At 70.9% G+C, this 25,308-nt stretch carries 22 protein-coding genes; 14 read left to right on the top strand and 8 right to left on the bottom strand.

All coding sequences use genetic code 11. The annotated features are described in order from the left end of the window. The first annotated feature begins 4 nt into the window (after positions 1-4). Together FHX33_RS16850 and FHX33_RS16845 are read left to right on the top strand one after the other, a co-directional pair. A complete protein-coding gene (locus tag FHX33_RS16850) occupies positions 5-955 on the top strand; it encodes a carbohydrate kinase family protein (RefSeq protein WP_338092042.1) in 951 nt (316 codons plus the stop codon). Continuing rightward, complete coding sequence (locus FHX33_RS16845; RefSeq protein ID WP_021763436.1) at positions 952-1,839, top strand: 1-phosphofructokinase family hexose kinase; 888 nt, start codon at positions 952-954, stop codon at positions 1,837-1,839. The genes FHX33_RS16850 and FHX33_RS16845 overlap by 4 nt, the downstream gene beginning before the upstream one ends. 63 nt (positions 1,840-1,902) lie before the next feature. Here FHX33_RS16845 and FHX33_RS16840 read toward each other — a convergent pair whose 3' ends face one another. The 3 genes from FHX33_RS16840 to alr are packed head-to-tail and all read right to left on the bottom strand — an operon-like array spanning position 1,903 to position 6,210. After that, positions 1,903-4,056: a CapA family protein gene (locus FHX33_RS16840; protein ID WP_183428752.1), complete on the bottom strand. Its 2,154-nt coding sequence runs from the start codon at positions 4,054-4,056 to the stop codon at positions 1,903-1,905. After that, positions 4,053-5,042: a D-alanine--D-alanine ligase family protein gene (locus tag FHX33_RS16835; protein ID WP_021765629.1), complete on the bottom strand. Its 990-nt coding sequence runs from the start codon at positions 5,040-5,042 to the stop codon at positions 4,053-4,055. The genes FHX33_RS16840 and FHX33_RS16835 overlap by 4 nt, the downstream gene beginning before the upstream one ends. Continuing rightward, the gene (gene alr / locus FHX33_RS16830; RefSeq protein ID WP_021765628.1) at positions 5,035-6,210 is read right to left on the bottom strand and encodes an alanine racemase; all 1,176 of its coding nucleotides are present in this window, start codon (positions 6,208-6,210) and stop codon (positions 5,035-5,037) included. The genes FHX33_RS16835 and alr overlap by 8 nt, the downstream gene beginning before the upstream one ends. A gap of 220 nt (positions 6,211-6,430) precedes the next feature. Here alr and FHX33_RS16825 point away from each other — a divergent pair, with 220 nt between their 5' ends. Beyond that, positions 6,431-7,753, top strand: a complete 1,323-nt coding sequence (locus tag FHX33_RS16825) for a hypothetical protein (RefSeq protein WP_021765627.1) — start codon at positions 6,431-6,433, stop codon at positions 7,751-7,753. A gap of 4 nt (positions 7,754-7,757) precedes the next feature. Here the strand turns inward: FHX33_RS16825 and FHX33_RS16820 are convergent, their stop codons facing one another. Next, the gene (locus FHX33_RS16820) at positions 7,758-8,966 is read right to left on the bottom strand and encodes an ROK family transcriptional regulator (RefSeq protein ID WP_183428751.1); all 1,209 of its coding nucleotides are present in this window, start codon (positions 8,964-8,966) and stop codon (positions 7,758-7,760) included. Positions 8,967-9,132: 166 nt separating this feature from the next. Between FHX33_RS16820 and FHX33_RS16815 the strand changes: the two genes are divergently transcribed. From FHX33_RS16815 to FHX33_RS16790, 6 genes are all read left to right on the top strand, one after another. Next, a complete protein-coding gene (locus FHX33_RS16815; protein WP_021764408.1) occupies positions 9,133-10,062 on the top strand; it encodes a carbohydrate ABC transporter permease in 930 nt (309 codons plus the stop codon). A 9-nt stretch (positions 10,063-10,071) separates the two neighbouring features. Then, positions 10,072-11,037: a carbohydrate ABC transporter permease gene (locus FHX33_RS16810; protein WP_021764409.1), complete on the top strand. Its 966-nt coding sequence runs from the start codon at positions 10,072-10,074 to the stop codon at positions 11,035-11,037. A 46-nt stretch (positions 11,038-11,083) separates the two neighbouring features. Beyond that, positions 11,084-12,430: an ABC transporter substrate-binding protein gene (locus tag FHX33_RS16805; RefSeq protein WP_021764410.1), complete on the top strand. Its 1,347-nt coding sequence runs from the start codon at positions 11,084-11,086 to the stop codon at positions 12,428-12,430. A 56-nt stretch (positions 12,431-12,486) separates the two neighbouring features. Next, positions 12,487-13,989, top strand: coding sequence for a glycoside hydrolase family 36 protein (locus tag FHX33_RS16800; protein WP_021764411.1), 1,503 nt, complete (start codon positions 12,487-12,489; stop codon positions 13,987-13,989). 126 nt (positions 13,990-14,115) lie between these two features. Beyond that, a complete protein-coding gene (locus FHX33_RS16795; RefSeq protein ID WP_183428750.1) occupies positions 14,116-15,678 on the top strand; it encodes a DUF4832 domain-containing protein in 1,563 nt (520 codons plus the stop codon). 114 nt (positions 15,679-15,792) lie between these two features. Further along, the gene (locus FHX33_RS16790; RefSeq protein ID WP_021762810.1) at positions 15,793-16,113 is read left to right on the top strand and encodes a hypothetical protein; all 321 of its coding nucleotides are present in this window, start codon (positions 15,793-15,795) and stop codon (positions 16,111-16,113) included. Positions 16,114-16,191: 78 nt separating this feature from the next. On the opposite strand, the gene FHX33_RS16785 is transcribed toward FHX33_RS16790, so the two are convergent. Beyond that, entirely contained in the window at positions 16,192-16,770 is a 579-nt protein-coding gene (locus FHX33_RS16785; protein ID WP_021762809.1) for a TetR/AcrR family transcriptional regulator, read from the bottom strand. A gap of 104 nt (positions 16,771-16,874) precedes the next feature. Here FHX33_RS16785 and FHX33_RS16780 point away from each other — a divergent pair, with 104 nt between their 5' ends. Further along, complete coding sequence (locus tag FHX33_RS16780; RefSeq protein WP_021762808.1) at positions 16,875-18,125, top strand: amidohydrolase family protein; 1,251 nt, start codon at positions 16,875-16,877, stop codon at positions 18,123-18,125. Positions 18,126-18,208: 83 nt separating this feature from the next. On the opposite strand, the gene FHX33_RS16775 is transcribed toward FHX33_RS16780, so the two are convergent. Then, positions 18,209-19,297 carry an alkene reductase gene (locus FHX33_RS16775; protein ID WP_021762807.1) on the bottom strand — a complete coding sequence of 363 codons (1,089 nt, stop codon included), beginning with the start codon at positions 19,295-19,297 and terminating at the stop codon, positions 18,209-18,211. 105 nt (positions 19,298-19,402) lie between these two features. On the opposite strand from FHX33_RS16775, the gene FHX33_RS16770 reads away from it, so the two are divergent. The 4 genes from FHX33_RS16770 to FHX33_RS16755 all read left to right on the top strand — a co-directional run bounded on the left by FHX33_RS16770 (position 19,403) and on the right by FHX33_RS16755 (position 22,941). After that, a complete protein-coding gene (locus tag FHX33_RS16770) occupies positions 19,403-21,145 on the top strand; it encodes an MFS transporter (RefSeq protein ID WP_021762806.1) in 1,743 nt (580 codons plus the stop codon). After that, positions 21,129-21,599, top strand: a complete 471-nt coding sequence (locus tag FHX33_RS16765) for a MarR family winged helix-turn-helix transcriptional regulator (protein ID WP_021762805.1) — start codon at positions 21,129-21,131, stop codon at positions 21,597-21,599. Before FHX33_RS16770 ends, FHX33_RS16765 begins: the two co-directional genes overlap by 17 nt. A 112-nt stretch (positions 21,600-21,711) precedes the next feature. Next, complete coding sequence (locus tag FHX33_RS16760; protein WP_021762804.1) at positions 21,712-22,143, top strand: hypothetical protein; 432 nt, start codon at positions 21,712-21,714, stop codon at positions 22,141-22,143. Positions 22,144-22,281: 138 nt separating this feature from the next. Beyond that, positions 22,282-22,941 carry an HAD family hydrolase gene (locus FHX33_RS16755; protein WP_021762803.1) on the top strand — a complete coding sequence of 220 codons (660 nt, stop codon included), beginning with the start codon at positions 22,282-22,284 and terminating at the stop codon, positions 22,939-22,941. Here the strand turns inward: FHX33_RS16755 and FHX33_RS16750 are convergent. Together FHX33_RS16750 and FHX33_RS16745 are read right to left on the bottom strand one after the other, a co-directional pair. After that, entirely contained in the window at positions 22,928-24,301 is a 1,374-nt protein-coding gene (locus FHX33_RS16750) for a sensor domain-containing diguanylate cyclase (RefSeq protein WP_021762802.1), read from the bottom strand. The genes FHX33_RS16755 and FHX33_RS16750 overlap by 14 nt on opposite strands. Beyond that, positions 24,298-25,140 carry an alpha/beta fold hydrolase gene (locus tag FHX33_RS16745; protein ID WP_021762801.1) on the bottom strand — a complete coding sequence of 281 codons (843 nt, stop codon included), beginning with the start codon at positions 25,138-25,140 and terminating at the stop codon, positions 24,298-24,300. Before FHX33_RS16745 ends, FHX33_RS16750 begins: the two co-directional genes overlap by 4 nt. Positions 25,141-25,308: the final 168 nt, after the last annotated feature.

The raw sequence follows: 25,308 nt of genomic DNA, 5'->3' as shown, positions 1-25,308 counted from the left end.
CGGCGTGACGGATGCTGCTGTGGACGTGCTGGTCGTCGGCGACGCCAACCCCGACCTCCTGCTCACCGGCGACACGGTGCCGCGGTTCGGCCAGGCGGAGCAGCTGCTCGACTCGGCGGAGCTGCTGCTCGGCGGCAGCGCCGCGATCGTCGCGTGCGGTCTGGCCCGGCTGGGCGTGCGCACGGCGCTCGCGGCGGTCGTCGGTGCGGACCAGTTCGGCTCGGTCGTGCTGGACCGCCTGCGCGACGGCGGCGTGGATGTGTCGGCCGTGGAGATCGACGCGGAGCGGCCCACCGGGCTCTCGGTCGTGCTCTCCGAGCCGGGCGACCGCGCCATCCTGACGCTGCCCGGCACCATCCCCGTGCTGACGGCGGAGGCGGTGCGCGCGACGCTCGCCCGGTTGCGGCCGCGGCACGTGCACGTCGCCTCGTACTTCCTGCTCCCGGGCCTCGCCGCCGAGCTGCCCGCGCTGCTCGACGAGATCTCAGCGACGGGGGCCACGATCAGCCTGGACACCAACTGGGATCCGGCCGAACGCTGGGCGGGCCTGCACGAGGTGCTGCCGCGCGTGGATGTGTTCCTGCCCAACCGTGAGGAGGCGCTGGCCATCGCCACGGCGGTCGACGGGCGAGCCCACGACGACCTCGACGAGGCCGCCGCCGCGCTCTCCGCTCTGGGCTGCCGTGTCGTCGTCAAGGCGGGTGCCGACGGCGGCGTCGCCTTCGAGGGCGGCCGGCGCAGCGGCGAGGCTCCCGGGCTGGTGCTCGACGTGGTCGACACGACCGGCGCGGGCGACAGCTTCGACGCGGGCTATCTCGCGGCCGTCCTGGAGGGCGTGGAGGAGGAGGCCGACCGGCTGCGCTGGGCCGCGGTCGCAGGATCCCTCTCCGTGCGCGGGACCGGCGGGACCGGCGCGCAGGCCACCCGCGACGAGCTCGCGGAGGCGAGAGTATGACCATCCACACGTTCGGGCTGACCCCGGCCCTCGACGTCGTCTACGTGCTCGACGAGGTGCAGCTCGGCGGCATCCACCGCCCTCCCGTCGTCATCCGCTCGGCCGGAGGCAAATCGCTCAACGTCGCCCGGGCGCTCGCTCTGCTCGGGGCGCGGACCCGCGCCGTCGCACCGCTCGGCGGGCGGATCGGCGACCTGGTCGCCGACCTGCTGACCGGCAGCGATGTGGAGGTCGACCGCATCCCGACCGCCGTCGAGACGCGGCTGTGCATCACCGCGTGCGACACCGGTGCGCGGCGCCTGACGGAGTTCTACGAGCCGGTCACCGAGTTCGACGTGCCGCTCGAGGCCGTCGCGGAGCGGCTGGGAGCCGTTGCGCCCGGGGAGTGGCTCACCGTCTCGGGCGCCATGCCCGTCGGCACGGATGCGGCCGAGTTCGCCGCCATCCTGGCCGCCGAGGCCGACCGCGGCGTGCTGCTCGCGATCGACGTGCACGGCCCCGCGCTGGGCGAGATCATCGACCGGGCCCGCCCGCGGCTCGTCAAGGTGAACCGCCACGAGGCGGCCGACCTGACCGGCGCCTCCGATCGGGAACTCTCCGCCCGCCAGCTCGTCGAGCGCGGCGCGGGGATCGCCGTCGTCACCGACGGGGAGGCGGGCTCTGTCGCCGCGACCGCTGCCGGGGAGTTCATCGCGGTGCCGCCCGTCGACCGCCCCGGGCTCTTCGCCGTGGGGAGCGGGGACTGCTACCTCGCCGGCCTGGTCGGGTCGCTCGACGCCGGCGCCGACCTCGGGCGCGCGCTCACCGTCGCAGCCGAGATCGGTGCGGCCAACGCGCAGGTGCCGGGCGCCGCGGTCTTCGACGCGCCCGTGCTCTTCGCCTGACGTTCACGTTGTGGCGCTCATTCCGCCCGGAATGAGCGCCACAACGTGAACCTCGGCGGCTGATCAGCGCGGGCCCGGTGGCGAGAGCGTGCCGTCCTCGCCGATGCGGGGTGCCGTCATAGGGAAGTCGCGGCGGCTGAAGTCGTCCACCAGCGCGGCGGCCCGGCCGTCCGGGTCCGGGAGGGGTGCGCCGCCCTCGAAAGCGAAGTGGATGGAGCGCATCCGGCCGCGCGCGAAGGTGCCGTCGGGGTGGAGGCTCACATCGAGGTAGACCCCGTAGCGGGTCGCCTGCTCGGCGCCGAAGACGCCGCCGCCCCCGAAGTTGCCGAGGCTGTACGCGATCAGCCGTCCCTTGTAGAACTCCGCGCCGCGCAGCGTGTGCGGCCCGTGCCCGAGCACGAGGTCCGCTCCCGCGTCGACCGCGGCGTGGGCGAACGCGACGGGGTCGCCCCGATTCTCGCCGTACATCCGCTCGACGCCGGGGGTGACGGCGTTCGCGTTCGGACCCTCGGCGCCCATGTGCGCCTGCACCACCACCACATCCGCCGATGCCGCGGCCGCGGCCACCACCTTCCGGACGTGCCGCAGATCGGTCACCCGGTTGAAGCCCTGGTACGGGGCGAAGCCGATCATGGCGACGGTGGTGTCGCCGATCCGGGTGCACACGATCTCGTCGCGGTCGCCCACGGCGCGGATGCCGTTCGCGGCGAGGTTCTCCCGGGTGTTCGCGTAGCCCTCGTCGCCGAAGTCCTTGGTGTGGTTGTTCGCCATGTTCAGGAGATCGAACCCGGCGAAGTACTGTGCGGTCGCGGGGTCGCTGCGGAAGGCGAGACAGTCCGCGTCGGTGCCGCACTTGTCGTATCCGGTGTCGTCGGAGATCACCTGCTCCAGGTTCCCCGTCACGAGGTCGCCGGTGAACCAGGGGCGGACCGCGTCGAAGTGGTGCGCCCCGCCGTCCTCCGGCACCCCGTGACCGATGTCGTGGATGAGCAGATCCCCGGTGGCGCCGATGGTGACCTCTCCCGGGCGCGCGGCGGCTTGCGTGGGCGGGGTCGGCCCGCAGCCGGGGATCGCCGTCGCTCCGGCGGTCACGAGACCGCACGCCACGAGCAGGACGACGGCCATCGCGGTCCGCCACGGCGCGCGCCACCTCCGGCCGGCGCCCGGAGCGGTCCTCGTCGCCCAGCGCGGGAGGTCGAACAGCCAGGTCGCCCCATCCCGCAGCAGCAGGCGGTACAGCAGGAGGCTCCCGGCGATCAGGACGGCCGTGAGGATCACGGGCAGCACCACGGCCGCCACCAGCTGCACGGCGACCCGGGAGTCCGACAGCCAGCCCGCCAGCAGGAAGTCGGCCAGGGCGAGCAGCGGCATGTGGATCAGGTAGATCGGGAGGCTGCGGCGCCCCAGCCAGGCCAGCCCCGGCCCGACGAGCCGCATCCGCGCGATGATCGGCGCGACGGCGAGCCCGGCCGTCACGCCGACGACCGAGACGAGCGGCCACACCCCGGGCACGGTCTCGGTGCCGGTGAGCCGCATCGCGGCGAAGACGGCCAGGTAGGCGGCGACGAGCAGAAGGGCGATCGAGAGCCGCAGGCGGTCGACCAGCCGGCGGATCTGCGGCGCGAGGTGCAGCCCGAGCAGGAAGAACGTGAAGTTGTAGAGCAGGGAACCGCGATTGCTGACGACCTCCACGTAACCGGCCGCGACGACGATCGACAGGATGCCGGCTGCGGCGATGGGTATCCACGCGGGGAGACGCGAGAGAGCCTTGGCGACCAGGAAGTACAGCGCGAGTGCGTAGAGGTACCAGGTGTTCGGCGGGCTGATCGTGACGGACTCGACGAACTCCGCGACGCCGCGGGGGACCAGTGTGGGGAAGTCGGGGAATGCCCACATCGCCGCCATGTGGATGAGCGACCACAGCAGGTAGAGGTAGAGGAACCGGACGACGCGCGTGCGGGCGACGACCGCCCACGGGCGGGTGAAGGCGTTCGCGGCGAAGTATCCCGAGACGAGCAGGAAGAGGGGCATCAGGAACGGCCAGATCAGGTCGCCGAACAGTCCCCACCCGCCGGGGACCGGCACCCCGAGCTGCCAATCGATGTTCAGATAGCTCTTCATGATCACGTGCCACAGCACGACGAGCGCGATGAGCACTCCCTTGAGCGCGTCGCCCCAGCCCTCGCGTGCGGCCGGGGTCGACGTGGCATCCGTCATCGAGCGATCTCCACCGACGTGGGGCTCTCGGTGAGGGCCGCGTCGAGCAGCGCCTCGACCAGCTGTTCGTAGCCGAGTCCGAGGGCGGCGTACATCCGCGGCACCTGCGATGCCTCGGTGAATCCGGGCGTCGTGTTCACCTCGTTGAGCACCACGCCCGTCGCGGTCACGAAGAAGTCGAACCGGGCGACTCCGGCGCAGCCGAGGGTGTCGTAGAGGGCGCGTGCGGCCCTCTCGATCTCGGCGTGCTCGTCCGCCGTGATCCGCGCGGGCAGGGTGAAGGAGGCGGTGCCGTCGTACTTCTGCTCGCGGTCGAACACAGCGCCGTCGGCGACGCCGATCTCGAGCGTGGCGCCGGCGCGGAGGATTCCGCCGGCGTCGCGGAAGAGGGCGATGTCGATCTCACGGCCCACGACGAAGGTCTCGACCAGGGCGGCACGACCCGCCGCGAGGGCCAGACCGACCGCCGCGCCCAGATCAGCGGCCTCCCGGACCACCGCGACCCCGTTGCTCGACCCACCCGTCGTCGGCTTGACCACGAGCGGCGGGTCCAGCGTGAGGGGCGCGGTATCGCCCGACCCTCGGACGAGAACCGCGGGAGCGGTGCGCACCCCGATCGCCTCCGCGACAAGCTTCGTGACCCACTTGTCCATGGCGACCGCCCCGGCGCCCACCGGCGAGCCGGCGAACGGCACGCCGGTCATGCTCAGGAGGCCGGCGATCGAGCCGTCCTCCCCGTTCTCCCCGTGCAGCACCGGGAAGGCGACATCGCAGGCGGTGAGGAGCGCGATGGCCTCCACCGCCGACGTGGTGACGCCGTCGGGATCGAGCCATGCTCCGAATCGGTCGATGGTCACCGGGACCGCGTCGTGGCCGAGCGCGCGCAGGGCCCGCGTGACGGCCGCGGCCGATGCCAGCGAGACGTCGTGCTCGTCGTTCGCCCCGCCGCCGATGACCGCCACCCGCAGCGCCTCCCGCTCACGCATCGACCGCCTCCTGACGGGTCGACGCGGGCGTCTGGGTCGTCCGGCCCGTCTCTGTCGTCTCGGTGGTCGAGGTGCGATGGACGCGCGCCACCCGGCTCCCCACTCGCGTGACGATCTCGTGCTCGATCGTGTCCGCCCAGCCGGCCCACTCGGCGACCGTGGGCTCGCCGTGCGCGCCGGGACCGAACACCGTGACCGGTTCGCCGGGTGCGACCTCCTCCTCCCCGGTGTCCACGACGACCATGTCCATCGAGAACCGGCCGACCAGGGGCCTGCGGCGGCCGCGCACGAGCACGTCGGCGCGCTCGGACGCCGCACGGGGCAGTCCATCGCCGTATCCGAGCGGGAGCAGAGCGAGGTGCGTGCGCCGCTCGGCGACATGGTCGAGCCCGTAGCCGATGCCGGTCCCCGGCCCGACCTCCCGCGACGTGACGACGTGCGTGGTCAGGGAGAGCGCCGGCAGGAGCTCGCGGGAGGTGCCCGACGGGTCGATTCCGAACAGCCCCGCCCCGATGCGGTGCAACTCGAAGCCCTCCGCGACTCCGGTCAGCGTGGCGGCGGTCGCGGCGAGGTGCGTGACCGACGGCGCGAGCCCGCGACGCCGCGCCGTTCGGACGGCGTTTTCGAAGAGCAGTCGTTCGCGTCGGTTCTGGGGATGGCCGGGCCGGTCTGCGCACGACATGTGCGCCATGACCCCGACCACGTGGAGCGAGCCCAGGTGCTCCAGCTCGCGGGCCATCGCGCACAGCGCCGGCCACGCTTCGACGGGCGCGCCCTCCCTGGCCATGCCGACATCGATGTTCAGGTGCACGCGAGCGCGCCGCCCGAGCCGTGCCGCCGTCTGCGCGACCGCGTGCAGCAGCACGGGGCTCGACACCGCGAGGTCGACATCCGCGAGCACCGCGGCGGCGAAGTCGGCGTCGACCGGGTTGAGCCAGCTCAGGATGGGCGCGCTCACCCCGTCGGCACGCAGGGCGAGCGCCTCGTCGATGGAGGTGACGCCGATGGAGGTGGCGCCGGCCTCCAGGACCGAGTGCGCGATCGCCCCGTGCCCGAACGCGTCGGCCTTCAGCACCGCCATCAGCCGACCGCCCGTGGCGGACGCGAAGTACGCCGTGTTCGCCCGGATCGCCTCGTCGTGCACGACCAGCTCCGATGTCCAGGCCATCAACCGACCCGCTCACGATCGACGCCCCGTCGCACCATCCCGTTTCCCATGGCTTCAGCGTTCCGGGTTTCGGGGCCGGGATCGTCATCCGAGCGGTTGACGTGCTTCATCCGCGAGGGCGAGATCCATCTGCGTACCGCGGGCGATCACCGCGTGCGGCGGACCCTCGGAAAGGGGTGGAGCCGCGGCGGGGTGGGAGCGCAACGGTGTCCTATCTTTGATGACGGTATGCCGCACCGCCGAGGAGGCGGTGCGCGTGACGGGGGAGCACATGGACGAGGTGGACGCGGGCGGCCGCGCGGCGATCGACGGGATCGACGAGGAGACGCCGATACCCGAGGCCGTGGTCGCGAGCGAGAGCGACAGCGACGGTCCGGGCGATCCTTCTGCGGTACCTGCGAAGCGTCGTCGGCACGGCCTCGTGCTCGGGATCGTCGCGTCGGTACTGCTCTCGGCCGGAGCGATCGCCGGAGTCGGGTGGGGGTGGCACGCGTATGCGACCTCCCGGACGGCCGTCGCCTATCAGGAGGCCACGGCCGCTTCGAAGGCGCTGGCGGAGGTGACCGATGCGCGCGGGACCGCGCTGAGCAAGGCGAAGTACTCGGTCACCTCGATGAAGGAGTTCACCGACCACGCCCGGCCGGCCTACCTCGGAGAGGCGACGGCGGCCGCACTCGCCGATGCCCGGACGAAGCTGGAGGCGGCGACCGCCGGACTCGATCCCGTGCGGTTCGATCCGCCGACGGTGTCGTCGCCGAGCGCCGATCTGATGCCCTGGACGGTCATCGCCGACGTCGCGGCCAAACGGACGCTGACACGGGACGAGAATGCCGACCGCCGCACACGCGCCGCCGACCTGGCATCGCTCGACGCGGCGCAGAAGGCTCTGAACGCGAGCGCGGACGCGGTCTACGCGGAGCTGAAGGCCCACGGCGAGCAGGTCATGACCGCCGACGACGCCGCCACCTACGCCAGCAAGATCGGGCTGCGGCACGCGATCGATGCCGGCGGGGCCGGGGTGACGACCTCGACGTTCGGCGGCGCCGGCCTCGTGCAGGTCATCGCGGCGATCGATGGAGTGGATGCCGCGAACACCGCGGGGCTGGCGGCAAGGCAGGACCCGGCCTACCCCGTGCGAGCGCAGATCGAGGAATACGCGCGGTCCATCGCGCACGGCGTCACCCTCGACTTCGAGTGGCACGCCCAGGTCAGCGGGCTCGGCGAGGGATGGTATTCGGGCACGACGAGTTACCACAGGGAGGACGGCGGCTGGGCGACCATCGACCTCAACTTCCCCCTGCAGGACGGCTGGTCGAGCGGCGACGTCGACGCGCGAGCGCTCGTCACCCACGAGGTCGGCCACGCTCAGGTCGTGCGACCCGAGTGCGACGCGCTCTTCCGGAGCTCCACCTTCAATGAGGACGATGAGATGTGGGCGACAGCCTGGGCGATCGCCATGGGCTTCGACACCGGCGGCTCTGGCATCGAGGCTTACGGGCGTCCCAGCGACGAGCAGATCGCCGTCGCGGGGCAGTGCCGGTAGGCGGTCACCCCGCCGCGCGCAGCAGCTCCACCGACTCCGCCGGGCTGGGGAACGCATCCCGCGCCACGACGGCTCCCTCGAGCACCGAGTGGAGGTGGTTGCCGGCGAGGCTGATGCCGCCCATGGCGACGGCCTCCGAGCCGAGCGTGGAGGCGATGACCGCGGGCGGCAGCGGAACGATCCCGCGCAGCGTCTCCTCGAAGCGGGGGAGGAAGACGTCGGCGCTGGGGGAGCTGCCGCCGCCGATGACGAGCAGCTCGGGATCGATGGCGAGCGTGAGCGCGGCGGCGCCGGTGGCGAGGTCGTCGGCGAACTCGTCGACGGCGGCGACGGCCGCGGGATCGCCGGTGCGGGCGGCCTCGAAGATCTCCTGGCGGCTGGGGCGCGGAGTGGCGAGCACCGAGCTGCCGTACTGCTCGTTGAGCTCCTGCCAGCGCAGCTCGCGCATCTCGCCGACGATGCCCGCGGCGCCGTGCACGCCGCGGTGCACCTTGCCGCCGACGATGGAGGCGCCGCTCGTGCGGGCGCCGCAGAGGATGTAGACGACGTCGCTGCGGTCGCGGGCCGCACCGATCGCGAGCTCGGCGTGCGCGCCGAGGGCGACGTCGCCCTCCACCAGCACCGCCGCCTCGAACTCGCGGCGGAAACGCTCGCGCAGGTCGAGGCCGATCCAGCCGGGCATGCCGGTGCCGCCGAAGTGGAGGACCTCGCCGGCGGTGCTGATCGCACCGGGCGAGCCGATGGCGATGGCCCAGGCCGCGCTGCGGTCGAGGCCGAGGCTCCCGAGCAGGTCGTCGGCGACGGCGAGGGCGGCGATGACGCGCTCTTCTGCGGGCACCTCCTCCTCGGTCGGGACGGTGAGATGCCCGCGCACCTGCCCGGTGAGGTCCGTGACGACGGCGTAGATGTGGTTGGCGCCGATGTCGAGGGAGAGGAACGTGCCGAGCCCCGGCGCCAGGCGGTAGGAGGCGGCGGGCCGGCCGAGCCGCCCGGCGGGGGAGCCGTCCCACGGCACGAGCCAGCCGAGGTCGACCAGGTCGGTGACGATCGCGTCGACGGCGGTGCGCGAGAGGCCCGACTCGGCGGCGAGGTCGCGCATGGTCTGCGGGCGCTCCATGACGGCGCGCAGGATGCCCCAGGAGTTCATCCGGCGCAGCAACGACCGGCTCCCGACGGACCCTTCGACGCTCTGCACCACGGCCTCTCGTGCCATCTCGCTCCTTGCCCTTGCCATTATTAACGCCAAGTTGCATAATTAACTCGCTCACCCGACTTTACCGCGGATGAGCGCCCTCCGGATCGGCGAATCGCTCGTGGATCCGACGAATTCGACCCTGCGCCGACGGCGAGCAGCTCGTCCCGGTCGCGGAGAGGTACCTATGACAGCCCTCCTCCCGAGAGCCGCGACCCGCGGCCGCGCCCCGCGACCCCCGCGGCGCCGGCTGCGGGACGACCGCCGCGTCGCCTGGCTCTTCATCGCCCCCGTGCTCATCGGCTTCGCAGTCTTCTACCTGTACCCGACGATCCGCGGGTTCTGGTGGTCGTTCACCGACTACAGCCTCCTGGGCGACCCGTCGTTCGTCGGTGTCGACAACTACGTGGCCGTGCTGCAGGACAAGGAGTTCTGGAACTCCATGGGCGTCACGCTCTACTACGTGGTCGTCAACGTCACCACGCAGACGGCGCTGGCGCTCCTCCTCGCCGCGCTGATGCACCGCCTCACCCGGTCGGTCGTGCTGCGGACGACGCTCCTGCTGCCCTGGCTCGTCCCGAACGTGACGGTCGGGCTGATCTGGCTGTGGCTGCTCGACACCAACCTCGGCTTCGTGAACCACCTCATCACGGCGATGGGACTCCCCGCGGTCGGCTTCTTCACCAGCCCGGCCCTCGCGATCCCGACCATCTCGGTCGTCAACACCTGGGCCTTCACCGGATACACGGCGCTCCTCTTCTATGCGGGGATGCTGCAGATCCCGGGCGACCTCTACGAGAGCGCGTCGCTCGACGGGGCGGGGGAGTGGAGGCTGTTCACCCGCATCACCCTCCCGCTGCTGAAGCCGGTGATGGCGCTGGTGCTCGTGGTGTCGCTGATCGGCTCGTTCCAGATCTTCGACACGGTCGCGGTGACGACCAAGGGAGGTCCGGTCAACGCAACGAGGGTCATCTACTACTACATCTACCAACAGGCGTTCACCTTCTTCCACATGGGCTACGCGGCCACGATGGCCATCGTCCTCGTGATCATCCTCGGCGTGCTGACGGCCGTGCAGCTCCGCCTCCTCCGCGCCTCCGAATCCCAGCTCGCCTAGGACACCGCCATGACGACAACGCAGCCGACCGTGCCGACCGTGAACCCGGCGGCCGAGCCTCCCGCACCCGCCCGCGCCATCGCCGCCCGCCGCGAACGCCGCCCGTTCTCGATCGGGCGCACCCTGGGCTGGATCGTCCTGATCGTCTCCCTGATCCTGACGCTCTTCCCCTTCTACTGGATGCTGAAGACCGCGCTGACGCCCGCCGCGGACGTGATCAAGGACTCCGGCTCGCTCTTCCCGGGCAGCCCGACCCTGATCAACTTCGCCCGGGTGCTCGGCTTCCTCAGCCCCGCCGAGGACCAGGCCGCCGGCGGGTCCGGCGCCTCGATCAACTTCCTGCTCTACCTGTGGAACTCGATCGTGTACTGCGCTCTGATCGGCTTCTTCCAGACCGTGTTCTGCGCGATGGCGGGCTATGCGTTCGCCCGTCTGCGCTTCCCGGGGCGCAACGTGCTCTTCTCGATCCTGATCGCCGCCCTGATGGTCCCCGGCATCTTCACGCTGCTGCCCAACTTCGTGCTCGTCCGCGACCTCGGCCTCCTGAACACGGTGTGGGGCATGGTCGCGCCGAGCCTGCTGATGACCCCGTTCGCGCTGTTCTTCCTGCGCCAGTTCTTCCTCAACATCCCGGTGGACGTGGAGGAGGCCGCGATGCTCGACGGGGCGGGCAAGGCTCGCGTGTTCTGGCGGATCGCCCTGCCGATGAGCCGTGGGCCGCTGATCACGATCGGCCTCATCACGGTGGTCTGGGCGTGGAAGGACTACCTCTGGCCGCTGCTCATCGGCCGCGACGAGAGCGTCCGCACCATGACCGTCGCCCTCGGCGTCTACCTCCAGCAGTCGCCGAACACCCAGCCCGACTGGACCGGCCTGATGGCCGGATCGACCCTGTCGGTCATCCCCGTGCTCATCCTGCTGATCTTCCTGGGCCGCCGGATCGTGGAGTCCCTCAACTTCACCGGCATCAAGTGACCAGGCACCTCCCCCAATGCACCACCCAACACAGAGAGAGAAAACAATGACAAAGGTACGTCGCGTCGCCGCCATCGCCGCCGCCGCCGCACTCCTGGTCGGCGTCTCGGCCTGCTCGTCCTCGGGCTCGGGATCGGGATCCGACGAGAAGGTGACCCTGAACTACTGGATGTGGGACGACACCCAGGTGCCCGCCTACCAGCAGTGCGCCGCCGACTTCGAGAAGGCCAACCCGAACATCACGATCAAGATCAGCCAGAGCGCCTGGGGCCAGTACTGGACCAACCTCTCCACGCAGATCGCCGCGGGCAGCGCGCCCGACGTCTGGGTCGACCAGGTGTCGTACTACCCGCAGTTCGTGCAGGACAAGCAGATCGTCGACATCGAGCCGTACGTGAAGAAGGACAAGGTCGACCTCTCGCAGTACGTCGACGGCCTCGCCGACCTGTGGAAGGTCGACGACGCGCGCTACGGCCTCCCGAAGGACTGGGACACCATGGGCCTGGTCTACAACAAGGCCGACCTCGCCGCCGCCGGCGTCGACGAGAAGTCGCTCTCGGACCTGACCTGGAACGCGAAGGACGGCGGGACGTTCGAGCAGCTGATCGCGAAGCTGACGGTCGACAAGAACGGCCACAACGGCCTCGACCCCGCGTTCGACAAGAACAACGTGAAGACCTACGGCTTCCTCCCGGAGTGGGCCGACGGCTCGCAGGGTCAGAACGGTTGGGGCAACCTCGCCGTCTCCAACGGCTGGTACTACGCCGACAAGAACCCGTTCGGCACGAAATTCAACTACGACCAGTCGAAGCTCACCGACACCGTCCAGTGGCTCGCCGACCTCTCGCAGAAGGGCTACGCGCCCAAGCTCGACGTGCAGTCGACGCTCGCCCGCTCCGAGGTGCTCGACAACGGCGGCGGAGCGCTGACCACGCTCGGCTCGTTCAACCTCGCCTCCTACAAGGGCAAGACCGACCAGTTCGGATTCGCCCCGCTGCCCATCGGACCCGAGGGACGCAAGACCGCGATCAACGGCCTGTCGGACGCGATCTACGCCGGCTCCAAGCACAAGGACCAGGCATGGGAGTGGGTCAAGTACCTGGCCTCCGCCGACTGCCAGAACACCGTGGCCGCGACCGGCATCGTCTTCCCGGCCATCAAGGAGGCCTCGGAGAAGTCCGCCCAGGTGCGGGAGCAGGAGGGCCTGAACGCCCAGGTGTTCCTCGACGAGCAGCAGGCGAAGGACGGCACGTTCATCCTCCCGATCAGCTACCACGGCACCGAGATCAGCCAGATCGTGCAGGACGCCATCCAGAGCGTCGCGCTCGGCCAGAAGGACGCGAAGGCGTCGCTGACCGAGGCGAACAAACAGGTCAACGCCCTCTTCAAGTAGCGACAACCGCGGGGGCGGCGACCGGCCGCCCCCGCGCACCACACAGAAAGCCCACCATGCTGCACACCTTCGACTTCGGATCCGTGCGGATCCCCGCCAACGTCACCGGAGCGCCGATCGCGGTGCCGGGAGGCCACATCGTGCCCGCCGGGCCCGTCGCCCTCCTGCACCCCTTCGGCGACACCGAGTTCTACCGGCACGGCTGGAACTCGTGGAGCCCGTCCGGCTGGGCGCGCACCGACGGTGAGACCATCGGCATCAAGGACAGCCCCCGGCGCCTCCTCACCGCCGACGATGCCGCGAACGAGACGCCGCACCTCCACTCGGGCAGCGCGGTCGGTGCCGTCGTCGGGGAGGACGGCAACGTCCTCCTGCTCGGCGCCCTCGGCCTCGGGACGCCCCGGGTGGGCGCCGACGGCAACGTGCTCTGGGGCCGTGCGGAGGAGGCCTCGGCCGAGTGGTTCGTCGGCTACGGCCCCGAGGTCGAGGTGTTCGCCGCCTACGCCGACCTCGTCGCCGCGCGGCTCGGGAGGCGCTCGCTGCGGGCGGGCGCGGTGTGGAGCAGCTGGTACTCCTTCTTCGAGGACATCGACGAGGACACCATCGCGCGGACGGTGCGCGATCTCGCCGGCTACCCGTTCGACGTCTTCCAGCTCGACGACGGCTGGGAGCCGATCGTCGGCGACTGGACGGCCAACGCGAAGTTCCCCTCAGGCATGGCCGCGACGGCGCGCACGATCGCCGACGCCGGGTTCCGGCCCGGGCTGTGGCTCGCGCCGATGATCGCCCTGCCCGACTCCGACATCGCCCGCACCCGCCCCGACCTGCTCGTGCAGGACGACGACGGCCGGCCCCTGGTCAGCGGGTACAACTGGGACTCCCACTACTACTCGCTCGACACGACGCAGGCCGAGGTGAAGGACCACCTGCGCGAGGTCTTCGAGCGTGTGACCGGCTGGGGATACCGCTACCTCAAGCTCGACTTCATGTACGCGGGCGCCATCACCGGCAACCGCAGCACGGGCGTGCACCGGGAGACCGCGTACCGGGAGGCCGTGGAGCACATCCGCTCGGTCGTCGGCGACGACGTGTACCTGCTCGGGTGCGGCGTCCCGATGATCCCGTCCGTCGGCGTGTTCGACGGCGCGCGGGTCGGACCGGACGTCGCGGCCTTCTGGGACAACGCGGAGCGCGTCGGCGACCCGTCGGGAGTCGGCGCGCGCAACTCCATCGTCTCCTCCATCAACCGCGCCTGGATGAAGCGGCTCTACGAGGTCGACCCCGATGCGATCTACTTCCGCAGCGCCCGCAGCCTGCTCTCCGACGGCGAGCGGCAGGCGCTGCGCGACACCGCCGCCGTGCTCGAGTTCCGCTCCACCTCCGACCCGCTCGCCTGGCTCACGCCGGCGGAGCGGGGGGAGCTGCGGGACTACATGGAGGAGACCGCGCTGATCGAGCAGACCGGCCGCTACGCCTTCCGCATCAGCGGGCGCGAGGTCGACTTCACCCCCATCGTGACGGGGGAGGCCGCCGTCGAGGCTGCCTCCGTCGTCGGCTAGACGCGTGGGGCGCGGCGTCCGCCCGAGGTCGCGCCCCACGCTCCCGGAACCCGAATCCGACCGCAGTACGCACATTCACCGCTCGACGACCAGACGGCGACGACGCCGTCAGAAAGGTGCACCAGAATGCGCAGAACCGTACGGAACACGATCGTGGGGGTGGCCGCCGCGGCCGCACTCGCGATACCCGCCCTGTTCGCGGCCCCGGCCACGGCGGGCACGAACCACCCGACCGGCACGTCCGGGCAGGCCTCCTGGACCTCCCTCGCCGCCGCCGGCGAACCGGACGTCAATCCGCTGAAGGGCTTCATCCCCTTCGCCGGCTCGTACACCGCGTTCCCCTACTCGATGGAGTGGGCGTACTTCCCGGTGAATGCCGTGATGACCGGGCCCGACACCTTCGACTGGTCGACGCTCGACACCGCCCTGGACACGATCGCGGCGCGCGGCCACCAGACCGCCTTCCGCTTCTACCTCGACTATCCCGGTCAGCCCAGCGGCGTGCCGCAGTATCTGCTCGACGGCGGCTTGGCCACCCACTCCTACAGCGACTACGGCAACAACGGCGTCAGCGTCTCGCCGGATTACGACGACCCGAACCTGCGCACCGCGATCGACCACTTCGTCGCCGCGCTCGGGCAGCGCTACGACGGCGACGCCCGCGTCGGGTTCGTGCAGGCCGGGCTGATCGGCTTCTGGGGCGAATGGCACACCTACCCGTACAACGGCGACGGCGGTCAGCCGAACTGGATGCCCTCCGACGCCACCCAGCTGGAGGTGCTGACCGACTTCACCGACGCCTTCCACACCACGAAGCTCATGGTGCGCAACCCCTCCACCATGAACGCGGGCCTGCCGATCGGCTATCACGACGACTCGTTCGCCCTCGAGACCAAGACGAGCTCGCTCGGCTGGCACTTCATGGACAACATGGTCGCGGCCGGCGCCACCGACAAGTGGAAGACCGAGCCGATCGCCGGCGAGCTGCGCCCCGAGCTGCAGCCGTGCCTCTTCTCGGCGGCCGGATGCCCGGTGCTGGAGGACGGAGGCGACAACGACTTCGCGGGCAGCGCCGACCAGACCCACGCCAGCTGGCTCATGGACCACTACGCCTTCGAGACCGGCTACTCGGCCGCGGACAAGCCGGCCGCTCTCGCCGCGTCGAAGTCGCTCGGCTATTCGTTCCGCGCCACCCAGGCGCTCGTGCCGTCGTCGACGGCGCCGACCACCGTCTCCGTCGGGCTGTCCGTCGCGAACGTCGGTCGTGCTCCCTTCTATTACGACTGGCCGATCACGCTGAGCTACGTGAACCCCTCCGGAGCGGCCGTCAAGACGGTCACGACCTCCTGGCACGTCAGCGACATCGCCAGCGGAGCGAGCACACAGTTCACGGGCAGCATCGACCTGACCGGCGTCGCGCCCGGGACGTACACGCTCGTCGCGCAGGTCACCAACCCGCTCGCGGGCGGCCTCCCGATCCGGTTCGCCAACGCCGCGCAGGACACGACGAAGTCCGGCTGGCTCACGCTCGGCACGACCACCGTCGTGAGCGGGAGCACGTCGGCCGGGCACGGGCACGGCGGTGCGGGCGGCCATGGCGGGACGCCGGTCGGCGCGCATCCCGGCCACGGCACGCCCGCTGGCGGTCACGGCGGAGGCTGCGCGCGCGGCGGGTTCCGCGCCGCGTGATGAGGGAGGCCGGGGCTGCGTCGCCGAACGCGACGCCGCCCCGGTCGCTCCGTCACGACGTGTCACGGCGTCAAGCCCTGTCGCGCCCGGGGCCCCCGCCCCTAGGCTGTGCCCATGGCAGAGGGATTCAACCAGGCGTTCGCCGACGTGGCGTTCGCACTCCAGAGCGACCCGGACGACGACGTGACGCTCGACGGCGACCGGCTCCTGGTCAAGGGGAGGCTGTTCGCCTACCTCGACGGATCGGCGCTGGTCGTCGACCTCCCGGCACCGCGGTCGGCGGATCTGATCGAGCGCGGCGTCGCACAGCCGGCCACCGGCAGCACCGCCGCGACCGGCGCCTGGACCGCGATCACCGCGGAGGACGACTGGCCGGAGCTCGCCTCCGAGGCGCACCAGTTCGTCGGAGAGCCCGCGGTCGGCCGCGACTCCTGAGCCCTCCGCCGCCGAAGTTCACGACGTGGCGCTCATTCCGGGCGGGATGGGGGCCACAAGGTGAACCTCGGCGTGCGTTCACGCGCGATCGAGCCTCCAGCCCCGCCGCACGTTCTCGAACACGATCCGCAGTGCATCGGCAGGGGAGGGTTCGCGCGCCGCGAGGTCGGGCGTTTCGAGGATGAACCGAGCGAGTGAGCGGAGGCCGACGCCGTCACCCGTCTGCCACTCGTCGGCGAGCGCCGAGACCAGTGCGTCTTCGCAGTCGGTCCATTTCGTCCGCACGTAGGCGCGCAGTTGCGGCGTGGAGAAGATGAGGTCGAGGAGCTCCCGCGAGCGTCGGTCGTCACCGTCGAACGGGAGCCGGCTGCCCATGAAGCTCTCGATGGCGCTCAGGGGGTCGGTCCCGGGCGCGCGCTCGCGGATCGCGTGGACGAGTGCCGTCGCGCGGTCCTCCTCCTGCTCGAAGACCAGCCCGACCTTCCCGGCGGGGTAGTACGTGAAGAGCGTGGTCAGCGCGACATTGGCCTCGTCGGCGATCTCGGCGACCGTCACCTCGTCGAACCCGCGCTCCAGGAACATCCGGACGGCGGCCTGGTGGAGCGCGCGGCGGGTCTGCACCCTCTTGCGCTCGCGGAGTCCGGTACCTGCTGCCATTCAGCCATCCTAGAAGATCATTGCAAGTGGATGCAATTATGGTATTACTAGTTTTCTGTAGTCGCTACAGAATTAGATTTCGACACGGACGCAAGGAGAAGCGGATGACCAGGACGGCGATCGTCGGCGCACGGATTTTCGACGGCGAGGAGGTCATCCCCGAGACGTCGGTGGTGATCGAGGGAACCCGGATCGTGTCGATCGGGGGTGAGGTCCCCGACGGAGCGGTCGTCGTGGACGGTCGTGGCGGGACGCTGATGCCCGGGCTGATCGACGCGCACGTCCACACGTCCCTCGAGGGGCTCGAATTGGCGCTCACGTTCGGAGTGACCACCGAGCTGGAGATGCAGGGGATGTTCACGCGCGTCGCACGCACCCAGGTGACCGAGAACGATCGTGTCGCCGACGTCCGCTCCGCGGGTTTCGGGATCACGCCGCCCGGCGGCCACCCGAGCGAGTTGATGGGCGATGGCGGGCACGACGACGGCGACGAGGCCCCCTGGAAAGCGGAGGGCGCGGCCGCCGACCAGTGGGCCGACATCGTGATGCCGTTCGCGACCACCCCGGAGGAGGCGGTCGCGTTCATCCCCCGGCTCGAGGCGACCGGGTCGGACTACATCAAGTTCATGATCGACGACGGGACCGTGGAGGGAGCGCCCGGCCTCCCTCTCCTCGACGACGCGACGATCGCGGCGGGCGTCGCGGAGGCGCATCGCCGCGGACTTCTGACCGTCGCGCACACGCTCACCGTCGACGCGACGGCCTCGGCGATCGCCGGAGGCATCGACGGGCTCGTGCACCTCTTCATGGACCGGCCCCACACCCCGCAGATCATCGAGGCCGTCGCCGCGTCCGGCGCGTTCGTCGTGCCCTGCGTCGTGCTGAACGCCTCGATGATGGGGATCCCCGCCACCGCGTTCGCCGCTGATCCGCGTGTCCGCTCCAAGCTCGACGACGCCTGGATCGCGACCCTGGAGAGCAGCTACGACCGGTACCCGCAGGGCGATCTGGATGACGTGCTCGCATCGGTCCGCGCCCTTCACGCGGCCGGGGTCGACATCCTCGTCGGCACCGACGTGTCGTTCCCGCTGCCGGCGCTGGGCGGCATGGCGCACGGGGCGAGCGTCCACCACGAGCTGCAGCTCCTCGTCCGCGCCGGTCTGACGCCCACCGAGGCGCTGCGTGCCGCGACCGCGACCCCTTCACGCCGGTTCGGTCTCGACGATCGGGGGCGGATCCGCGAGTCGCTCCGGGCCGATCTCGTGCTCGTCGACGGCGACCCCACGACGCGGATCTCGGACACCCTCGGCATCCGTCAGGTCTGGCGCCGGGGCAGCGCACTCCTCCCGAGCTGAGGAGCGGCCGCCCCTCTGCCGAGGTTCACGACGTTGCGCTCATTCCGGGCGGAATGGGGACCACAACGTGAACCTCGGCGGGGCTACCGCGCGCCGGCCGCCTCCGCGACGGTCGGGTAGTCGATGTAGCCGCGCGGCCCGCCGACGTAGAACGTGGAGGCGTCGTGGTCGTTGAGGTCGTGGCTCGCGGCCCACCGCTCGGCGAGGTCGGGGTTGGCGATGGCCGCGCGGCCGACGGCGACCGCATCCGCGACGCCCGACTCCACCAGGTGGACGGCCTCCTCGCGGGTCGTGACCGTGCCGAAGCCGGTGTTGGCGATCAGGGGGGCGCCGAGCTCGCGGCGGATGCCCTGGACGAGCCCGCCGGCCGGGTCGGCGTGCAGGATGTCGACGAACGCGATGCCGAGCGGCGCGAGACCGCGGGCGACGGCGGCGTAGGTCGCGGCCGTCTCGACGGCGTCCTCCTCGAGGGCGCCCTGGATGTTGTGCTCGGGGGAGAGGCGGATGCCGACCCGGTCGGCCCCGATCGCGTCGGCCACCGCCGACACGACCTCGATCGCGAACCGGGCGCGGTTCTCGGCGGTGCCGCCGTAGCCGTCCGTGCGCTGGTTGCTCGCCGGCGACAGGAACTGGTGGACGAGGTAGCCGTTGGCCCCGTGCACCTCGATGCCGTCGAAGCCCGCGCGGATCGCGTTGCGGGCGGCGGCGACGAAGCCGGCGACGGCCTCCTGCACCTCCGCCTCCGTGAGCGCGTGCGCGACCGGGAGGTGGGTCTTCCCGTCGGGGATGCGGATGGTCCCGGGGGCCGCGAGGGCGCTCGCCGAGACGACGCGACCCGTCCCGGTGATCGCCGCGTGTGAGATGCGGCCGCCGTGCATGAGCTGCGTCACGATCGTCCCGCCGGCCGCGTGCACCGCGTCAGTCACGCGCTTCCACCCGGCGACATGCTCCTCGGTCTCCAGCCCGGGCTGCCCGATCCACGTGCGGCCCTCCTGCACCGGCCAGGTCCCCTCGGTGAGGATCAGGCCGAAGGAGGCGCGCTGCTCGTAATAGGTGACGAGCAGATCGCCCGGGGTGCCGTCCTCGCCCGCCCGGATGCGCGTGAGCGGCGCCATGACGAGACGGTTGCGGAGGCTGAGGGAGCCGAGGTCGGCGGGGCTGAAGATGTTCACCCCGAAGACAACCGGACGATGCCCGATCGTATTTCCCGGCTATATAGTTAATGCATATAAATCAACGACTCCACGTACCCGCACGTCCCAAGTCAGGAAACTCCCGTGGCCCGCACCGGCATCTTCACCAAAGACCACCCGCACTACCGCTGGGTGGCGCTCTCGAACACCACGCTCGGCATGCTCATGGCGACGATCAACTCGTCGATCGTCATCATCTCGCTGCCCGCGATCTTCACCGGCATCAAGCTGAACCCGCTGGAGCCGGGCAACGTCTCGTACCTGCTCTGGATGCTGATGGGCTACATGCTCGTCACCGCGGTCCTCGTCGTGATGTTCGGGCGGATGGGTGACCAGTACGGGCGCGTGCGCATCTACAACCTGGGCTTCGTGATCTTCACGATCGCGGCCATCCTGCTCTGCCTCGACCCGTTCACCGGCGGACCGGCGGCGATGTGGCTGATCGGCTGGCGATTCGTGCAGGGCGTGGGCGGCGCGATGCTGTTCGCGAACTCGACGGCGATCCTGACGGACGCCTTCCCGGCCAACAAGCGCGGCTTCGCGCTGGGCCTCAACCAGGTGGCGGCGATCGCGGGATCGTTCATCGGCCTCATCCTCGGCGGCGTGCTGGCCGAGATCGACTGGCGCATGGTGTTCTTCGTGTCGGTGCCGTTCGGCGTGATCGGCACGATCTGGTCGATCAAGTCGCTGCACGAGGTCGGCCAGAAGAACCCGGGCCGCATCGACTGGCTCGGCAACCTGACGTTCGGGATCGGGCTGGTCGCCCTGCTGACGGGCATCACCTACGGCATCCAGCCCTACGGCGACAGCAGTCAGGGCTGGGGCAACCCGTGGGTGCTCGGCTCGATCATCGGCGGCATCCTGCTGCTCGTGGCCTTCGTGTTCGTCGAGCTGAAGGTGCCGTCGCCGATGTTCGACATGCGGCTGTTCCGGATCAGACCGTTCTCGGCCGGCATCTTCGCCGGGTTCCTCGCCGCGATCGGGCGAGGCGGCCTCCAGTTCATGCTGATCATCTGGCTGCAGGGCATCTGGCTGCCGCTGCACGGCTACAGCTACGAGTCGACCCCGCTGTGGGCCGGCATCTACATGCTCCCGATCACGATCGGCTTCCTCATCGCCGGCCCGATCTCCGGAGCGCTCTCCGACCGCTTCGGCTCGCGCGGCTTCGCCACGGTCGGGCTCGTGCTGGTCGCCGCCACCTTTATCGGCCTCCTGCTCATCCCGGTGAACTTCGAGTACTGGCAGTTCGCCCTCCTCACCGGCCTCAACGGCATCGGCTCCGGCCTCTTCTCGTCGCCCAACCGCACGGCGATCATGAACAGCGTGCCGCCGAACGAGCGCGGTGCCGCGTCGGGCATGGCGGGCGTCGCCCTCAACGCGGGCAGCTCGCTCTCCATCGGCATCTTCTTCTCGCTGATGATCGCGGGCCTGTCGGTCGCGCTGCCGACCGCCCTCACGCAGGGGCTCACGTCTCACGGCGTGCCACAGACGGTGGCCTCGCAGATCGGCAACACCCCACCGGTCGGCAGCCTGTTCGCCGCCTTCCTCGGCTACAACCCCATCCAGAGCCTGCTCGCGCCGACCGGTCTGCTCTCCAGCGCCAAGGTGGATGCGGCCACGCTGACGGGCAAGGAGTTCTTCCCCCAGCTGATCTCCGGGCCGTTCCACGACGGCCTCGTGATCGTCTTCCTCGCCGCGGCGATCATGAGCATCATCGGCGCCATCGCCTCCTTCGCGGGCGGAGCCAAGTATGTTCATGGTGAGGGGGCCGCACCCGAGCGGTCCACCAGCGACGAAGGTGAGGACGTGGGTGCAGCCCGAGCATGACGAGACGAACGGCCCCGACCGCGACGACGTGGCCGGACGGCTCGCGCTCGCCGTGGGGCGGCTGAACCGCCGCATCCGCTCGGGGACCGGCGGGCTGAGCCATGGCCAGCTCTCCGCCCTCTCGACGATCGTCCGCACGGGACCGCTGCGCCCCAGCGAGGTCGCTGCCATCGAGCAGGTCGCCGCGCCCACCGTCACCCGGCTGGTCACCGAGTTGGAGGCGCGCGGGCTGGTCGAGCGCACGCCCGATCCCGACGACGGCCGCTCCTTCTTCGTCTCGGGCACCGACGCCGGCATCGAGCTGCTGCTGGAGGCGCGCTCCGACCGGGCGCGCGCCGTCACGCGGATCCTGGACGGGCTCGACCCGGCTCAGGTGGCCGCTCTGCGCGCCGCTCTTCCCGCCCTGGAGGAGGCGGCGAGCATCGCGCGCCCGGACGCCCCGTCGGCGCGCTGACCCGACCGATCCGGCCCTTTTCCCGTCACGCTGCGACGGTTCCCCCGTCTCTGGAGTGAGGCGCCGCATCCCCGTCCCGCGCAGCGTCTCGCCGCCGACCCCAGGAGACGCCATGGGTACCGACCTGCCTGACGACGCGCGCCTCCGCGCGCAGCTCGACCGGCTCCGCGCCGTGCTGCACCGGCCGGTGGAGACGCCGTCATCTCTCACGACGGCGACGGAGCTCCTCGCTCTCGGCCGTCGACCGGGGGGATTCGTCGCCGTGCGGATCACGGACGCGCCCCTGGCCCGACCGGGCCGGGGCGGCGGTTCGGACTGGCGGCTCACCGTCGTCGCGCTCACCGGCCTCGATGCGGAGCGCCTGTGCTTCGTGCCGGTGCCCCGCGGAGTCGAGCACGACCTCCTCCGGCTGCTCGGGATGCGCGCCTCGCGTCCCGAGCGCGGCGCGCCCGTCGGCAGCACCTCGTCCCACGCGCTCATCCGCGACGAGAGGGGCGTCGAACGCCCGCGACCACACCGGGGAGGCGCGGCGGCGGCCCGCTGAGACCCCCGTCTTCGGGCCGCCGCCGTAACCGGGGATGCAGTACTGCCGCCCGGCTCATCCGGTCCGGCCTGCCATCCGGTTAGTGCGCTAACCAACGTACGGGAGTGGACAGATCTGTCAAGGGGTGTAAGCAGGGGTATGACGGTTTCCGCGGTTCTCTTCGACGTCGACGGCACGCTGGTCGACTCCAACTACCTGCACGTGGACGCCTGGCAGCGCGCCTTCGACGAATGCGGCGTGCACGTGAACGCCTGGCGCATCCACCGTGCGATCGGCCAGGACTCCGCTCGGCTGCTCCACTCGCTGGTGGGCGAGCGGGATGACGACTGGGTCGACCGCGCGAAGGAGCTGCACTCCCGCAACTACCGCGACATGGCCTCCCGTCTCGCCGCATTCGAAGGAGCCGCCGATCTGCTGCGGGCGCTGCGTGATGCCGGCGTCCGGACGGTGCTGGCCACCTCGGCCCCCGAGGACGAGCTCGACCTGCTGCTGGAGGCGCTCGACGCCGGCGACGCGGTGACCGCCACGACCTCGTCCGACGACGTGGACGACGCCAAGCCCGACCCGGGGATCCTGCAGGTCGCCCTCGACCGGGTCGGCGCGACCGCCGACGAGGCGCTGATGATCGGGGATGCGGTGTGGGATGCGCGCGCGGCCCAGCGGGCGGGCGTGCGCTCGATCGGAGTGCGCTCCGGCGGGAGCGGGGCCGAGGAGCTGACCGCGGCGGGCGCGTCGCTCGTCTTCGACGATGCCGCAGACCTCCTGCGTCGCCGGGACGAGTGGCTCAGATCGTCGTGACGCTGACGCGGTCCTTGCCGGCGTCCTTCGACGCGTACATCGCCTTATCGGCGAAGCGGAAGATGTCGGCCGTCGAGAGCGGATCGCGCCCGGCCGGACGGTAGACGGCCACACCGATGCTCGCGCTGATCGCGCGCTCGTCGGCGATGCCGAGCAGGGGAGCGCGGATCGCCACGCGGATGCGTTCGGCGATGGCCTCGGCCGCCGGCTCGTCCGCGCCCTCGCACACGATCAGGAACTCGTCGCCGCCGAACCGGCCGACCAGGTCGCCCTGCCGGATGTTGCCGTTGAGCCGGCTCGCCACCTCCCGGAGCACCGTGTCGCCGACACCGTGATCGAAGACGTCGTTGATCTCCTTGAAGCCGTCGAGGTCCACGAAGATCAGGGCGATGGGAGTCCGGGCCTCGGTGGCCGTCGCGAGCGCGTCGCTGAGGCTGCTGCGCAGCGCGGTGCGGTTCGCCAGACCGGTCAGCGGGTCGTGCAGGGCGTACGCCTCGAGCTGCGCTTGGAGCCGGATGCGGCGGAGCACCTGCGCCGCCTGACGCGCGAGCGCGTAGTGCAGATCGGTCTGCAGGTCGTCGATGCCCCGCGCCCGGCCGAAGAAGCAGGTGATCGCGCCGATCACCTGTTCACCGTCGAGCAGCGGCGTCACGGTGATCTCGGCCACGCGCGCGTCTTCGAGGGTCGCGACGAGCTGCTCGTCCTCCTCCTCGTGCGTGCGCAGCACGAGGATGTGCTCGTCGAGCTCGCGGTCGCCGAGCAGGGCGTGCAGGTCGACGGGCTCCGTGCCTCCCGCCAGGACGAAGCCGCCCGCGGTCGCGAAATGGACCGCGGAGTCCGCCGCCGAGAACGCGTGCCGGGCACCCGCCGCGAGCATCACGGCGAGCTCGTCCTCGGTGTCGCAGCCGGCGAAGGCGGCCGACGCCTCCTGCAGCGCGCGCGTGCGTGCCTCCGACTCCTCGGCGGCGCGGCGGGCGGCGAGCAGCTGCCGCTCCCAGTCCTCCCGCCGGCTGGCGTCGAAGACGGCGACGTCGATCCGCTCGAGGGCGCCGTCGGCATCCGTCACGGTCGTGGAGTTCATCAGCGCAGGCAGCCGCGTGCCGTCGGCGGCGATCACGTTCACCGAGACCTCGTGCACCTCGCCGTCGAGCAGGAGCACCGGCAGCTGCCGCGTCTCGTAGAAGATGCGGCTCCCCGGGTCCAGGAGGTCGGCGAAGGTGCGGCCCGCGAGGGCGTCGCGCGCGTACCCCGTCCAGGCGGCGAACGCCGCGTTCGCGCGGGTGATGCGCCCCTCGGGGTCGGTGGTGAGCAGGCCGCAGGGCGCCGCGTCGTAGAGCGCGGCCAGGTCGTCGGTCGTCATCGTGTCGCGGTGTCCTCGACGAACTCCCGGAGGGCGGAGACGACCTCCTGCGGCGCGGACAGGTGCGGGCAATGTCCCGTGGCGTCGAGCTGCACGAAGGTGCTGCCCGCGATGTTCTCGTGCACGTGCCGCCCCACCGCGACAGGCGCGATGATGTCCTCGGCGCACTGGAGGACCAGCGTCGGCACGGTCACCTTCGGGAGGTCGCGCCGGTTGTCCGACAGGAAGGTCACCTGGGCGAACTGCCGGGCGATCTCCGGGTCGGTGCGGCAGAAGCTCTCGGTGAGCTCGTCGCCGAGCTCCGGGAAGCCGGGGTTGCCCATGATCTGCGGCGCGAGCGTCGCCGACCAGTTGAGGTAGTTGCGGTCCAGGGCGTCGAGCAGTCCGTCGATGTCCTCCTGGCTGAAGCCGCCACGATAGCCCTCGTCATCGACGTAGCGCGGCGACGGGGAGACCAGCGCGAGTGCGCCGAAGAGGTCCGGACGGCGGATGGCTGCCAGCACGCCGATCATCGAGCTGACCGAGTGCCCGACGAAGACGACGTCGGTCAGGCCGAGCTCCTCCGCGATCTCGATCGCGTCGTCGGCATAGCCGTGGAGGGAGTCGTATTTGCCCGCGTCGTAGGCGGCGAGGTCCGATCCGCCCGAGCCGACGAGGTCGAACAGCACGACCGGGTGGTCGGCCTCGAAGGCGGGCGCGACGAGGCGCCACATCTCTTGGCTGCAGCCGAAGCCGTGCGCGAACATCAGCGGCCGGCCGGTCGCGGCACCGCTCACGCGGACGTTGTTGCGACGCAGAACGGGTGTGGCGTCGATCTCGTCGGAGGCGACGAAGGTCATGCAGCTCCTCGGTGGGCGGCCCGGCACTACGGGGCGATTCGGGTCGGACGATCTCTATTATCCGGTGGGGAATCCGCGGGCGGGAGGGATAGAGACGAAAGCAGGATCGGTGTATACACCCCTTTAAGCCGATTGCAACCCCCGTTGACTCTCGGATGCAGATCAGGA

Origin of the sequence: Leifsonia aquatica (assembly GCF_014190775.1) — a bacterium.
Lineage (GTDB): Bacteria > Actinomycetota > Actinomycetes > Actinomycetales > Microbacteriaceae > Leifsonia > Leifsonia aquatica.
Note: the sequence above shows the minus strand (reverse complement) of the source record. Positions and strands in the feature narration are given on the sequence as shown.

Excerpts from the sequence above, each read along its gene's own strand:
- alr (WP_021765628.1), bottom strand. The coding sequence starts at position 6,210 with ATGGCCTGGACATCGGAGCTGGTCGTGCACGACGAGGCGATCCGGGCG.
- FHX33_RS16835 (WP_021765629.1), bottom strand. The coding sequence starts at position 5,042 with ATGCGTGAGCGGGAGGCGCTGCGGGTGGCGGTCATCGGCGGCGGGGCG.
- FHX33_RS16750 (WP_021762802.1), bottom strand. The coding sequence starts at position 24,301 with ATGACGACCGACGACCTGGCCGCGCTCTACGACGCGGCGCCCTGCGGC.
- FHX33_RS16805 (WP_021764410.1), top strand. The coding sequence starts at position 11,084 with ATGACAAAGGTACGTCGCGTCGCCGCCATCGCCGCCGCCGCCGCACTC.
- FHX33_RS16810 (WP_021764409.1), top strand. The coding sequence starts at position 10,072 with ATGACGACAACGCAGCCGACCGTGCCGACCGTGAACCCGGCGGCCGAG.
- FHX33_RS16790 (WP_021762810.1), top strand. The coding sequence starts at position 15,793 with ATGGCAGAGGGATTCAACCAGGCGTTCGCCGACGTGGCGTTCGCACTC.
- FHX33_RS16825 (WP_021765627.1), top strand. The coding sequence starts at position 6,431 with ATGACGGTATGCCGCACCGCCGAGGAGGCGGTGCGCGTGACGGGGGAG.
- FHX33_RS16760 (WP_021762804.1), top strand. The coding sequence starts at position 21,712 with ATGGGTACCGACCTGCCTGACGACGCGCGCCTCCGCGCGCAGCTCGAC.
- FHX33_RS16755 (WP_021762803.1), top strand. The coding sequence starts at position 22,282 with ATGACGGTTTCCGCGGTTCTCTTCGACGTCGACGGCACGCTGGTCGAC.
- FHX33_RS16845 (WP_021763436.1), top strand. The coding sequence starts at position 952 with ATGACCATCCACACGTTCGGGCTGACCCCGGCCCTCGACGTCGTCTAC.
- FHX33_RS16795 (WP_183428750.1), top strand. The coding sequence starts at position 14,116 with ATGCGCAGAACCGTACGGAACACGATCGTGGGGGTGGCCGCCGCGGCC.
- FHX33_RS16785 (WP_021762809.1), bottom strand. The coding sequence starts at position 16,770 with ATGGCAGCAGGTACCGGACTCCGCGAGCGCAAGAGGGTGCAGACCCGC.
- FHX33_RS16800 (WP_021764411.1), top strand. The coding sequence starts at position 12,487 with ATGCTGCACACCTTCGACTTCGGATCCGTGCGGATCCCCGCCAACGTC.
- FHX33_RS16745 (WP_021762801.1), bottom strand. The coding sequence starts at position 25,140 with ATGACCTTCGTCGCCTCCGACGAGATCGACGCCACACCCGTTCTGCGT.
- FHX33_RS16780 (WP_021762808.1), top strand. The coding sequence starts at position 16,875 with ATGACCAGGACGGCGATCGTCGGCGCACGGATTTTCGACGGCGAGGAG.
- FHX33_RS16840 (WP_183428752.1), bottom strand. The coding sequence starts at position 4,056 with ATGACGGATGCCACGTCGACCCCGGCCGCACGCGAGGGCTGGGGCGAC.
- FHX33_RS16820 (WP_183428751.1), bottom strand. The coding sequence starts at position 8,966 with ATGGCACGAGAGGCCGTGGTGCAGAGCGTCGAAGGGTCCGTCGGGAGC.
- FHX33_RS16815 (WP_021764408.1), top strand. The coding sequence starts at position 9,133 with ATGACAGCCCTCCTCCCGAGAGCCGCGACCCGCGGCCGCGCCCCGCGA.